General features: G+C 67.3%; 12 protein-coding genes. 4 read left to right on the top strand and 8 right to left on the bottom strand.

Annotated elements, in window-relative coordinates:
- Window positions 1-267: hypothetical protein (locus tag ACFVJS_RS20575; protein ID WP_378884198.1), on the top strand; the 267-nt coding region annotated here is incomplete at its 5' end.
- Window positions 268-305: 38 nt separating this feature from the next.
- On the opposite strand, the gene ACFVJS_RS20570 is transcribed toward ACFVJS_RS20575, so the two are convergent.
- The 6 genes from ACFVJS_RS20570 to ACFVJS_RS20545 form a co-directional block, all read right to left on the bottom strand.
- Window positions 306-713 carry a four-helix bundle copper-binding protein gene (locus ACFVJS_RS20570; RefSeq protein WP_378884195.1) on the bottom strand — a complete coding sequence of 136 codons (408 nt, stop codon included), beginning with the start codon at window positions 711-713 and terminating at the stop codon, window positions 306-308.
- 131 nt (window positions 714-844) lie between these two features.
- Complete coding sequence (locus ACFVJS_RS20565; RefSeq protein ID WP_378884192.1) at window positions 845-1,684, bottom strand: DUF3152 domain-containing protein; 840 nt, start codon at window positions 1,682-1,684, stop codon at window positions 845-847.
- Between the two features lie 12 nt (window positions 1,685-1,696).
- Window positions 1,697-2,548, bottom strand: a complete 852-nt coding sequence (locus ACFVJS_RS20560; protein ID WP_378884189.1) for a F510_1955 family glycosylhydrolase — start codon at window positions 2,546-2,548, stop codon at window positions 1,697-1,699.
- 81 nt (window positions 2,549-2,629) lie between these two features.
- A complete protein-coding gene (locus ACFVJS_RS20555; RefSeq protein ID WP_378884187.1) occupies window positions 2,630-3,217 on the bottom strand; it encodes a DUF305 domain-containing protein in 588 nt (195 codons plus the stop codon).
- A gap of 82 nt (window positions 3,218-3,299) precedes the next feature.
- Window positions 3,300-3,761 carry a DUF6153 family protein gene (locus ACFVJS_RS20550; RefSeq protein ID WP_378884184.1) on the bottom strand — a complete coding sequence of 154 codons (462 nt, stop codon included), beginning with the start codon at window positions 3,759-3,761 and terminating at the stop codon, window positions 3,300-3,302.
- Between the two features lie 805 nt (window positions 3,762-4,566).
- Window positions 4,567-7,491 carry a hypothetical protein gene (locus ACFVJS_RS20545; RefSeq protein WP_378884181.1) on the bottom strand — a complete coding sequence of 975 codons (2,925 nt, stop codon included), beginning with the start codon at window positions 7,489-7,491 and terminating at the stop codon, window positions 4,567-4,569.
- Between the two features lie 125 nt (window positions 7,492-7,616).
- On the opposite strand from ACFVJS_RS20545, the gene ACFVJS_RS20540 reads away from it, so the two are divergent.
- Both ACFVJS_RS20540 and ftsH read left to right on the top strand, forming a co-directional pair.
- The gene (locus tag ACFVJS_RS20540; protein ID WP_378884179.1) at window positions 7,617-7,823 is read left to right on the top strand and encodes a hypothetical protein; all 207 of its coding nucleotides are present in this window, start codon (window positions 7,617-7,619) and stop codon (window positions 7,821-7,823) included.
- A gap of 135 nt (window positions 7,824-7,958) precedes the next feature.
- Window positions 7,959-9,950, top strand: coding sequence for an ATP-dependent zinc metalloprotease FtsH (gene ftsH, locus ACFVJS_RS20535; RefSeq protein ID WP_378884176.1), 1,992 nt, complete (start codon window positions 7,959-7,961; stop codon window positions 9,948-9,950).
- Window positions 9,951-10,287: 337 nt separating this feature from the next.
- Here ftsH and ACFVJS_RS20530 read toward each other — a convergent pair whose 3' ends face one another.
- A complete protein-coding gene (locus tag ACFVJS_RS20530) occupies window positions 10,288-10,962 on the bottom strand; it encodes a helix-turn-helix domain-containing protein (RefSeq protein ID WP_378884200.1) in 675 nt (224 codons plus the stop codon).
- A 77-nt stretch (window positions 10,963-11,039) separates the two neighbouring features.
- On the opposite strand from ACFVJS_RS20530, the gene ACFVJS_RS20525 reads away from it, so the two are divergent.
- Window positions 11,040-11,894: a hypothetical protein gene (locus ACFVJS_RS20525; RefSeq protein WP_378884173.1), complete on the top strand. Its 855-nt coding sequence runs from the start codon at window positions 11,040-11,042 to the stop codon at window positions 11,892-11,894.
- 71 nt (window positions 11,895-11,965) lie between these two features.
- Here ACFVJS_RS20525 and ACFVJS_RS20520 read toward each other — a convergent pair.
- A partial coding sequence (locus ACFVJS_RS20520) for a hypothetical protein (protein ID WP_378884170.1) occupies window positions 11,966-12,390 on the bottom strand: 425 nt, incomplete at its 5' end.

Raw genomic sequence — 12,390 nt, 5'->3', positions numbered from 1 at the left:
GCAGCTCGCTACGCGGCCCAAGGCAATTTGGTCCAGGCGTGGAGGTACAACTCCCTCAGTATTCTCATCGTTGCCGGCGCTGCGCTCGCCGTTCTGCGTACCTTGGTCGGACTGGTCGGCCGACGGTGGCTCACCTTCTGGGTCTCGTGGACGCCGCGGCGGCGCCGCTGGGCGGTAGGCGTAGGACTCGTCCTGCTGGTGCTGCTCGAGATCCGACAGCAGATGCGCGCCGATCTGCTCATCGCTGGCACGAACATGTGGCGCTGAACCGGATCAGCACGGTCATGGAGCTCGGGGCCTGGAGATCAGCCCAGGTTCGCAAGCAGGTCCCGGCACGCTTGCTCGCAGGCTCGGCACGCGTCGGCACAGACGCGACAGTGCTCGTGCATGTCGGCGTGGCGGGCGCACTCGTCACCGCAGGCCTTGCACGTCGTCGCGCACGCCTCGAGGAACGTCCTGGTGATGTTCGCGTCGTAGCCGGTGTGTCGGGACAGGATGTTGGCGGTCGCCGAGCAGGCATCGGCGCAGTCCAGGTTGCTGCGGATGCACTTGGTCAGATCCGCGACGCGGTCTTCGCTCAGACAGGCGTCCGCGCACGCTGTGCAGGCCTGGGCGCACTCGGCCAGGGTCTGAATCGCCTTCGTGAGCTTCGTGGTGTCGATGTTGCCCAGGTCCTTCGGGTAGGTCTTCAGCATCTGCACGACGGTGTGCATGGCATTCCCTCTCGTCGATTTCGCTGCCGTACACGAGCCAGATGGCCCGATGATCGAGCGGTACCCGTAGGCCACCGGGCCATGAGGCCCCCCAGAAATCGTTGGTGCCAGCGCCACCTCGTGTGCCTGGGTCAGTGTGCGGCTAGGTCAACCCGGGCGGGCCAAGGATTGGCGGTGCAACCGTCCAGCCCCTTGGTCTGTTGCAGCATCACCGGAGCGGTCGCGCCGTCGCCCGGGCACTCCGCGTGCGGGTAGCCGAGCGCGTGGCCGGTCTCGTGGTTGACCACGTAGCGACGGTAGGCCGTCAGGTCGTCGCCATAGCTGTCGGCGCCGAAGTGCCACCGCCAGGCGTTGAGAACGACGTCGCTGCCGTTGCGGCACGACAGCCTCCCGCCGGTGTCGAGCGGAGCACACAGCTCGTCAGCGGTCTCGGGTGTGGCCAGGACGATGCGTAGATCGGCGTGGCCGTCGACGCGGACGAGCTCGTGTTCAGCCGCCCAACCGCGGTTGTCGGCGAGGGTCGTCTCGATGAAGCGGGCGACCTCTTTGGCGGAGTAGGGCAGTCCCTTTTCCACCTCGACTCGGTACGTCGTTGCCTCCTCGACCGGGCGGGATGGAGCGGCCGCGACCTTGAACCTGCCGGATCCGCGTTCTGGTATTGATCTTGACGTCGAGGGTGGCCTGCTCGGGCGGGAGACGCTTTCCTCGGCTGCAGCGACCTCGCCATCGGGAGTCTCTGCTCCTGAGGTCGGCGGCGCCGAGGGCGAGACGGCAATCGATGCAACAGGGACGCGCTCAGTCTCCCTGGCGGCATCGCTTCCGCGCGCTATCGAGACGAGCGGAAGGGTGACCGCCACGCCTGTGACGAGAACGGCGAGACCGACCCGGCCAGCGATATCCCCCGCGTCGTGACCTGGTCCATCGCGGTGAGGTTCCTGGCGTTTGTGAGGTGCAGCTCGGTGTTTGCTCATCGTTGCACCGCCTTACAGGACCTGTTGCCAGGTGTCGCCATGGTCGGTTGAGTGGAAGGCTTCGTCCGACGTGGCGGCGTACCAGCCCTGCTCGGTGATCGTGAACGCCGCTGGCTGACCGCCGATCGAGCCGGTCTCCTGCCACGTCTTGCCCGCATCGCCACTGATCCGGACGACACCGTCCGGCCCGATGCCGACCAGGCCGCCCTCCGGCGTGGTGTCGAGGTAGGCGGTGACCGGTCCGCCGAGCTCACGGGTCTGCCCGGTGGAGGCGTCGATGCTGACTACCTGTCCCTTGCCCGTGGTCGCGAACAGCCGTCCCGGATCGTTGGTGGCCGCGACGCTGATGAGGTCACCCGTGAGGATCTCTTCGAACCGCTTGCGGTCTTCGGTGCGCAGCAGGCGGCTGGTGGTGGAGTCGTAGGCGTAGAGGACGTCGCCGGCTGGCTCGAGGATGTGGAAGTCGGCCTTGCCCTGCAGCGCGAGCGGTTCCCAGGTCTCGCCGGCGTCGGTGGACTCGATCAGACCCAGATGAGAAGGCAGGTCCTCGGACAGGTCAGGGTGTCCGCTGCCGAGGAAGTGGCCTGGACCGACCACGGTGAACGCCATGGTGTCCTGCCACCGGTCGGCGACGCGGGTCGGCTTGCCGGTGTCGGGGACGTGGAAAAGGCCGAAGTGGGTGGCGACGTAGAGGCTGTCATCGGCTGGGTCGATCCCGAGCCCGTGGATATGGCCGACTGACCTGTCGTCGGACGTGCTCTCGTTTTCGGCGCGTGAGTTGGACTCCTGGTCAGCGGCGCAAGCAGTTGAAAACAAGGCCGTCGCGACGGCGATGGCCAGGGCGATGCGGGAGGTTCGGTTCATGAAGGTGCTCCGGTCTTGAGGGCGGTGTCGGGCAGGCGCAGGCCTGCCCGACACGTGCACGAGTGTCAGGACTGACGAGATTCAGGACTCGAGCAGTCCCCGCATCGTCTCGATCTCCTCAGCCTGGGCAGTCTCGATGTCCTCGGCCATCGCCGTGGCGTCGGGGAACTCGCCGTCGACCTGCTCGGTCTGAGCCATCTCGATCGCGCCCTCGTGGTGCTCGATCATCATCGTGAGAAACATCTGGTCGAACTCGGCGCCGGAGGCGTTCTCCAGATTGGTCATGTCCTCCTCCGACATCATTCCGGTCATCTCCTCCGACGACATGTCGCCGTGGTCCATGCCAGACATGCCGTCCTCAGGGACGTCCTCGTCCCAGCTTTCGAGCCAGCCGGTCATGGTCTCGATCTCGGGGCCTTGCGCCGCCTCGATATCTGCGGCCAGGTCCTTGACCTCCTGGCTCTCCGCTCGGGTCTCGGCGAGATCTGCCATCTCGATGGCCTGCTGGTGGTGCGGAATCATCTGCTGGGCGAACGCCACGTCGGCATCGTTGTGCCCCGCGGAGGTGTGGTCGTTGTCCTCGCCACCACGAACGGCGAGGACGAGTACCGTCGCTGCGAGGATGAGCAGCGCGGCCGCAACGATGGCGGCCGTCAGAGTCTTGCGCATGAGAATGCTCCATCTGTGTGATCTGGGTCTGGGCAGGCAAAAGCCCGAGTCACCCGGACGGGTGCCTCGTGGCTCGGGCCTGTCAGCAGCGGATCACGCAGAGCTGAAGCAGGTCGGGCGGATCACGGTCCCGCCCGTAGCGAACTGGATTCGGCCAGGTTGGGACCAGGCGCCTGAGAATCCGAATGTTGCGCCTGACCAGCAACAGGGCGAAGCCCAAGATCAAGCCGGTGAGGACCGCGAGACAGAGACCGAGGAAGCTCCCGCCTCCGTCGCCGAGGGGACCCTGGGGCAGGTCATCTGCTGCGGCGGAGCCGGACTCAGCGGACACGGAGTCGTCGCCTGCGATGCCGGCTGGCGCGTGCGGGCCATCGTGTCCCGCCGACATCATGACATCGGGGCTCTGGGGCGTCGCTCCCATGGAATGAGCACCGGCGTGGGATCCCCAACCGTGCATCGAAAGGAGTCCGAACAGCGCCACGGCAACCGCCGCGAGCGCAAGGCGGGTGCCGCGTGTCTGCGACGCCGTCCGGAGGTCCTGCATGCCCCTGATCCTAGGCGATCCGCAAATCACCACCCCGCCGTATCCGCTGGCCGTCACTGGCCGAGGGCCGCCATCAGGCTGGGTAGGCGGGCTTGGAAACTACTGATGCCACGTGCCTTGGTATGCACCTCAGTGGCCCGGAGGATGCTGGAACGATGACAACGCACGCAGAGCCGGAGCCCGACGAACGGCTGCGCTGCTGGTGCCGCGACAACGAGTTCCCCCACGAGAAAGTCGTCCACCTGGGTGCCCATGCGTTCGGTTGCAACCGAGTCAGGGAGCCTCAGCCTGTATCCAGGAGCGTTTCGGGACTCCAGGGGGAAGAAGTCGGCGATACATAGGGCGCACGAGGTACACGACGCACACGGCCACCAGCACGCGGACTGACCGCGGACATTCGCGGTCGAGCACGAGCGCCACGTCGACTACCTGCACGACGGCCACGCGCACTATCAGCGCGACGGCCACTACGACGAGCGCCAGGCCGACGCCGACGTGATCGAGGTACACGGGCACGACCACGGCCCCGACTGCCGGTCACGGGGTCGTCGATCACGGCGACCGTTACGACGAACACTGAGCCCGGCGAGCCGCCGCGTCGACATGATCTGCGGCGATCTTGACGAGGTGTGCGCTGCCCTCCGCGGTTCCAAATCGCGGCTGATGGTGTGACCGCGACTGAGTTCGCCCGCAGGACTCGAGGAGGTTGTCAATCTGCGCAGATCAGGACGTCTGCATGAGCCCTGCACGTGTCCGGTCTCCGTTGCGAGCAACCGACGCTCCGAGCCGCCCGCAACGCAAGAGTTCATCGCCTTCTGATTCGCGCGTGGAGATGGTGTGCTGGAGGCCGTTGGCGGGTTCTCAGAGCGATGACGGAAGCTGCTGCGGTGATGAGGGCTGCTCCTGCGAGGAGGGTGCGGGGCGCATCGTGATGGCGCCCGTTGTCCAAGGCTGTCATCAGGTGTGCTGAGTTCCGTTGCGACTGAGTTGTGTTGCCAGCTTGGGCGAGCGCAAGGGAGGCCTGTGGGCTGCGCTCGTCTTGTCTGGTTCCTGCTGCGGCCGTCCCTGCTTGGCTGTTGGCAGCCGAGGCCCCGAGAGGGTTATGGGCACCCGCATTGGCTCCGGATCCTGCAGCACTGGTGACGCTGCTGACCGTCACCGCGTTGCCGGGCACGCCGATGGGTGCAGGCGGCGGGGGTGGCACCGGTCCGAGGGCTGCATGAGGTGCGGGTTGATGACCGGGCGCCGGGGCCGGAGGTACCTCATGCGTAGAGCCGTGCGCTGGCGGGGTTCCTGGTTGTGCCGCCCCTGGGAGCGTTCGGGTGGCACAGTCGACCTGAGTCGTGGCCGTGGCCACAGGACGCTTCTGGAGGCGAGCGGCCAGGGTCACCGGGTAGGTGCTGCCGGCCACGTCTTCGGTACAGGCGAAGGTGACCTGGTAGCGCCTGACGTGCTGGGTGGTGACGTCCACGGTGGTGGAACCGGGGGAGATGCCCGCGACCAGCGCGGCACCCTTGGTGGGGATGAGATCGAGTGTCCGAGTGTCCTCCACGGCGCGGAGCACACCGATCAGGGCCTCGGACATGTTCTGGACGTCGTCGGCCTCGACCACGTTGCCCACGGTGGGACTGGAGTCCTTGACCGTGCAGACCAGTGGCTCACCCGGCGAGATGTCGGGTTGGCTGTCGTTGTCGCAGTCGACGGGTGCGGCGGCGAGCGCACCGGTCTCCCGGGCGAGGTGGAGTAGGGAGGACCGGCCGTTGATGCCTCTGGACTGGGGCCCGTGGTCGATGTCGAGCCCGACCTGAAGGATGCCCTGGGCTCGCAAGGCATCGATGGTCTTCTCGCTGGTGGGGGCCGGGTAGCTGGGATTCTTGGGGGCACCTTCGCGGTAAGGTGCGTCGGCTACGTGCAGCACGACTTTCAGCGCGCCGGGGCGGAAGTTGAGCTGCTGGCCGGGCTGGATGTCGTTGCGGGTCGGGCGGTCGGGGTCGACCTGCTGGCCCGCGCCGGTCGCGATCTGATAGAGCGCGGCCAGGGCTGGGGTGGCTTCGCCGGAGCCGCCTCCCATGGCCTGCAGCGCTTCGAGTGCCTGCCCGAGCTCCTCGTCGACGGGGCCGAGGTCACGACGCCGGAAATAGGCGCCACGGCCGCCCTCTGTCCCGGAGTAGGGGGCGACGTCCTCGTACTCCTTGTAGTCGGCAACGCCGATCCGTAGATCGACGCCTCGGGCCGCGAGATCCTCCACCAGCTGCTGCAGGCGCGTCCGCAACGCGCGGATGGAGGGCCCCATGCTGCCACTGCTGTCCACCAAAAGGCCGAGGTCCAGGGATGTGGGGCGGGGCGGGAGGGTGAGGGTGTAGTCCACGGTCGTCGACTCGCCCACGCCCAGCGCGATGTGTCGGCCGGTCGGCGTGAGGTGTGCAGGGGCTGGAGGGGCGGGCGGCACTGGCTGGAGTCCGAAGGCCGGTTCGGGGCTATCTGCCGGTGATCGGCTGCTCTCGGGGTCGAGGGGGCCGTCGTAGCGCCAGATGGCGCGTGCGGCACGCGCGTATAGGCGCGGTTGGGGTGCTGCGTCCGAGGTCAGGTCGTATAGGGCGGGCCGTTCGGCTTCGGGGAGGGGAGGGGTGATCTCGCGGAACCTGTCCCGTCCGGCTTCGTATCGGAATACTCGAGCCGGAGCACGGACGCCGCTGGGGAGGTGGGAGAAGAGCAGCGCCAGGCCGGCTGCGGTGTGTCCGAACGCCACCGAGTCGCCGTACTGGGCGGCTGGTGCTGGGGATCGTCGCCAACCGGTGCCGCCGTCCTCGGAGCGGATCATCTGGCTGCTCAGCGACTCGAGTGCGACGAGATGTGAGGCCTGGCCATGTTGTGACCCGGGCTGCGAGTGGATGCCGAATGCGGTGATCGGCTCGTTGACGTACGGGTTGCGCTGCCAGGTCCTGCCGGCGTCGGTGGACTTGTACAGCTGGTTGCGTCGGTCGCCCCAAGCCCACAGCACGTCCGGATCGACCGGGTCGACGGTGACCTTCGCTCGGATACCGAGGCTGGCCGTCAGGTCGTCGAAGGCTCCCCGCACGGACCAGCTACGACCGCCGTCGAAGCTGGCATACAGCGCGGCCGGGGGTTGCTTGGCCGCGCCGATGAACACGGCGTAGAGCCGGTCCGGATCGGACGGGGCCACCGACAGCTGTCGCAGCTCCTGGTGAACCGGGAGCCCGGACCGCAGGCTCGTCCAGTGCTCACCGCCGTCATCGCTGCGCAGCACCGCAGTGCCGAGGTTCTGCCGCAGAGGCCCTCGGGCCAGCACACCGAGATAGACCCGATTGCCGGCACGCTTGGACCGCGGCAGCGCGATCGTGGTGATCTCGTCGAGCTCGGTGTGCACGTTGGCGGCCGTTTCCGACTGTGGTCCGGTCTGTGCCGTTGGAGTGGGCGGGAGTCGGTACACCGCCTCCCAGGAGCATCCTCCGTCGACCGAGCGCAGGACGCTCTTGGAGTTGGTGGCATACATCCGCTGCGGCTCAACCGGGTCGACTGCGTACGCCAGGGTGTCGCGGAACTCGCCGTACGGCGATGGTGCGACGAGCCGCGGATAGTCAGCAACCGGGATCTCGGACCAGGGGCCGTGTCTCTCGCCGCAGGTTGTGGCGTCGGCGGAAGAGGACGCCACCCACGGAAGGCCGAGGGCGAGCAGGGCGCAGGCGCCCGCGATGAGCAGTTTCTTCATAGCCTCAGCGGTGGGGGGACGGCGACGGGCAGGGTGTTCTTGCGGAGTCTAACTAAGAATCATTATCATTGCGACTTGGTCGGCCGGGAAGGACTCGGTCGGCCGTTTTCTCTGAAGGAGGAGCCATGCGAAAGCTGGCAGTTGTGTTCGGTACAGCCCTGGCGGCGTCTGTTGTCGGTATCGCCGGCGCTACGGGGTCGGCGTCGGCGGCGGAGTGCTACAACCCGGGTTCTCCCAGCTCGGTGCTTCACGACAACCACGATGCTGCGCCTGCGCCCGCCGACGGCGTGGTGCACACCACCGAGCAGCAGGCGTGCCAGCGGGGTCTGTGACGCCCACGCTGTGACGCCTGGCTTATAGCCAGCTCGACTGCGTCGCCCGCCGGTTCTCGGGCCGACGGGCGACGCACCCCTCCTTGCGCAGCATTACCCCTGGTGCGCCCTTCTTCCAGGTACGACGGAGTCCCCATGTCATTCCCCCGCCTGAGCACCCGTGGCCCCATCGTGTGGCTGCTGCTTTCGCTCGCCATCCTCTTCGCGTTGCTAGGTACGGCGATGCACTACCTGACCCCCTCCTCGCCCGGCCGCGAACTGACCCTGAGCGAATTATCCGCACTGATCGAGTCCAACAGAGTGAAGCAGGCCACCTTCCTCGACGAAGACGCGCGCATCGAAGGACGGTTCACCTCCACGCCGGTCTCCACATCGGGCGCCACGTCATCAGACCGGACACAGCGACCGTCGGTGGACCTGGGCGCGTCAGCAGACGCGGCACCACACGGCGAGGGCGCGTTCTTCGTCGCGTACCCCAAGAGCGACTCGAGCACGGGCATACTGCTCACCGCGCTCACCTCTGCCGGCGCGCAGGTCGAGGTAGACGCGCAGCCGGGCAAGGTCGCGGTGCGGATGCTGACCACGGTCGTGCTGCCGCTGCTGATCCTGGCCAACCTCTTCGCGCTGTTGTTCTCGCTCTCGCGCGGCGGTGGTGGAGTCGGTGAGATCCGCGGCTTCGGCACCCTCGGCCGCCGCGGCTCATCCCAGGTCGAGCCGCCCTCGACGCGGTTCAGCGAGGTCGCCGGAGCCGATGAGGCGGTCACCGAGCTCAACGAGGTGGTGTCTTTCCTCAAGGATCCGGCGACGTACGCCGCCATGGGGGCTGTCCCGCCCAAGGGGGTGCTTCTCTACGGTTCCCCGGGCTGTGGCAAGACGCTGATCGCGAGGGCGACCGCTGGTGAGGCGGGGGTGCCGTTCTTCTCGGTGGCCGGTGCCGAGTTCGTGGAGTCGCTCGTCGGTGTCGGCGCGGCGCGTATCCGGGATCTGTTCGCCAAGGCCCGGGCCGTCGCTCCGGCGATCGTGTTCATCGACGAGATCGACGCGGCCGGACGCCGACGGGGCGGCGGGGACGGCGGCGGTTCCGATGAGCGCGAGCAGACCCTCAACCAGTTGCTCGTGGAGATGGACGGCTTCGATTCCGCGAGCGGGATCGTGGTCATGGGCGCGACCAACCGGCCCGACATTCTCGACCCCGCGCTGCTGCGCCCGGGCCGCTTCGACCGACATGTAGTGGTGGAGCAACCGGACGTGGCTGGGCGCGAGCGAATCCTGCGTCTGCACGCCAAGGACAAGCCCATCTCCGCTGGTGTCGACCTGAACGCGGTCGCGCGGCGTACCCCTGGCTTCACCGGAGCCGACCTGGCCAATGTCGTCAACGAGGCCGCCCTGCTGGCCATCCGTGAGCGCAAGACCGAAGTCGACGCACCCGAGCTCACCGAGGCTGTCCAGCGGGTGATCGCCGGGCCGCAGCGCCGCGGACGCCTGCTGGATGCGGCCGAACGTCACCGGATCGCCGTACACGAGGCCGGACATGCGCTGGTGGTCTCCGCCAACGGCCGGGCCGCAGACATCCATCGGATCTCCGTGGTCACCCGTGGCCGCTCCCTCGGCTCCCTCGCGCTCGGCAGCGATCGGGATGCCGTGCTTCTCACCCAGGATCAGCTCCATGCTCAGCTCGCCTCGGCGATGAGCGGCCGCGCCGCCGAGGAGCTCGTCCTCGGCGTACCCTCCACCGGCAGCGAAGCCGACCTGGAACACGCCACCAACCTGGCCCGCGACATCGTCGCAAGATACGGCATGAGCGAGCGGCTCGGCCGCATGCGACTGCTCGACCACGACTCCGACACCTATCTGGGCGGTTCGTCCGGCCTCCAGCGATTGTCAGGCCCCTTTCACGAGCAGGTCGATATGGAGGTGCGACGGCTCCTGGAGGAAGCCTTCCATCAGGCCACCGCAACGCTGGAGACCCACCGCTCCTTGCTGGACGAGATCGTCGCGGAGCTGCTCGAGGCAGAGACCCTTGAAGGGCCAAGCCTGGAGATGCTGCTGCGCCAGGCCGCTCCCATCCCGTCCGGCGCCATGTCCACAGAGGAGTCCCTGCCTGGCCGCAACGCGGCGCCCGCGTGACCGTGCTCATGGCCGAAGCCTGGTGATGTCGGGCGGTGGCCACCCGACGCCAAGTTTGGTCCTCGTGGAAGGGTCACCGTCCGATCAGAACTGGTCCCATCTTGGTTCTAGTTGGACGTTGGGTGCCATGGAGAGCACCTTCTCAAGCGATGCCGGCTTGGCCAGCATCGGCAGGATCGGCGGCATCACAGGAAGGTCCACGCTGTCACGATAGGTGAGCCCGTGGGTGGTCGTTGCCTCATCCGTGTGTCGGTGGTCCCGGTGAGGCAGTCGGGGTTTCTAGGTCGCAAGGTTCGCGAAACTCGTCATCGACCTCGTCGGGCTCGCCGTGATGACTTCACCAGTGCCGCATCAGTGCCCGGATCTGATCGGGATCGAGCCCGTAGTCGGCCAGCTGTCGGAACACTCGCAGCATCTTTGCGCGGGTAGCGGTCCGGCGTCTGTAGTCCTGCCCCCAGGCTCGAGCGTCGGCGAGGATCAGTTCCTCGACGGACTGATCCCGCGTCCAGCCGACCAGTGGCCACCACGCGTCGCGGATCTCCGGGGGCAGGCCGTCGACCAGATCGGGCCATAGGTCGACCAACAACGCAGCGTCGACGTGCTCGAAGAGTTGGGTCTCGTCGCCATATCGGAGCAACCATGCATAACCACTAGCCCGCTTGTCGCGATCACCCAGAGAGAACACCTTGTGATCACGACCCTGCCACACCCATAGCGGCGCGAAGCATTGCTCGGGCGTCAACCGCCACAGCCGGTTTGGCACCAGAGCGGTGGACCGTCCGGGCCCAGCGACCTCGATCTGGTGGAAGGTGATCCGCTCGTTGAGCGTGAGCTCGAAGTCGAGGCAGCGCAAGATCCGCTCGAGGACGGCCAAGGTCGGGGACTTTGCGCCGCGTTCGTAGGCCGACAGCGATGGCTGGGACGTACCGCTTCGGCGCGCGAGTGCCTCTTGGGTCAACCCGCGAGCGACGCGAGCGGCCTCCAAGAGTGAGCCCTCGTGGCCGATGGCCATACCAAAACATAACTCTTCGGATCTGACACGCTCAAGAGTCGCATTCATCGCGCGCACCTACCTGGTGACAACCAGGAATGGGGGACTCGATGAGCGTTGCAGACCAGTTCGGACTCGACGATCCAGTGTCACCGCTGCTCGCCGAAGCACGGGAAGGATGGGAACGATGGTGCGCCGTCGACCCGCGGCTGGCCGTGGTCGATGACCTCGCTGACCTCAGGGAGTGGACCCGTCAGGCTGACGTCGCGGACAAGGCGGCGGTGCTGCGGACCCTGGCGGCTCTCACCGCCACTGACCGGTCAGCGGTCGCAGCCCTGGTGTGGCTCCTGATCCCTGGAGCATGCCGGGTTGCAGAAGGGCTGAGCGACCTGTCGCTCGACATCGATGCACTGGTCGCCTCCGAGCTGTGGGTGCAGGCCTGTCAGGCGCATCGGCTACGCACGCCGTGGCTGGCCCGGGCACTCCTGAACGCGACCCGGCGGGAGGTCGCGGCCTCTCTCGGTGTCGGCAGCCGTGCCGACCGCCATTGGAAGCGTGTACTGCTCACTGACGAGCTTGCCATGCTCGCGAGCGTCGCCAATGATCGCGCAGTCTTGGAAGGGGAGATCGCGCCAGAGGTGGAGTTGCGAGAGTTCCTCGACCAGGCAATCCGCGAGCACGCAGTCGAGGAGGAGGATGTGCGCCTGCTCCACGAGCTCGCCGCCGCAGCCGAAACCGTTGGTGCACCACCACGTCGCGGACGACTGGGCCTGACCACCCCTGCGGCCGCCGAGCTGGTAGCCCGCGACCACCCCGAGGCGGCCCGTACGCTGCGGCGACGCGCCGCGCGCTCGTTGGACCGGCTGAAGGTCTATGCCGCGGTGTGGATCGACGACACCAGTGGGGCGCGTCGGTGTTCAGAGCAGAAGGGCCGCGAGATCGGTGCAGCCTGACCCGGCAGGTCTTGATGACACGACCATGCGGAGCCTGCATGAAGGTTTGGCGCCTGGCAGCGGTTCGACCCTTACCAGCGGCGGTTCCGCCGGCGTTGTCGGGAGTGCCAGTAGATCCAGTCTCGCTCTTCTTGGCCGAGATCTGGTGGCGGCAAGCTTCCCCGTTGCTTGAAGTGCCACATGACCGACCGTGCGCCGAGGTTCGTCATGCCGTCAGTTAGGAGTGCCTTGAAGGCGTCGAGCGATGCTCGGGTGACCCGGTAGTGGGTCAGGCCTGGAGCGTAGAAGCGCCTGTCGAGGCACCAGCAGATCTCGTTGGCCTTCCAGATGGGGACGTCCAGTTCCTCGGCGACCCGGCGGGCCGATACGAGCAGCTTGGGCGGGTCGGGCGGCTCCCAGTGCTCGGGGCGCATCGTCACCACCAGCCTTTCCTGGACTCTCGCGGCATCGAGTTCACCCAGGCGAGCAGCGATCCGTACACGATCCGATAGTTCCT

Origin of the sequence: Nocardioides sp. NPDC057772 (genome assembly GCF_042798075.1) — a bacterium.
In the GTDB taxonomy this organism is placed as follows: domain Bacteria; phylum Actinomycetota; class Actinomycetes; order Propionibacteriales; family Nocardioidaceae; genus Nocardioides.
Note: the sequence above shows the minus strand (reverse complement) of the source record. Positions and strands in the feature narration are given on the sequence as shown.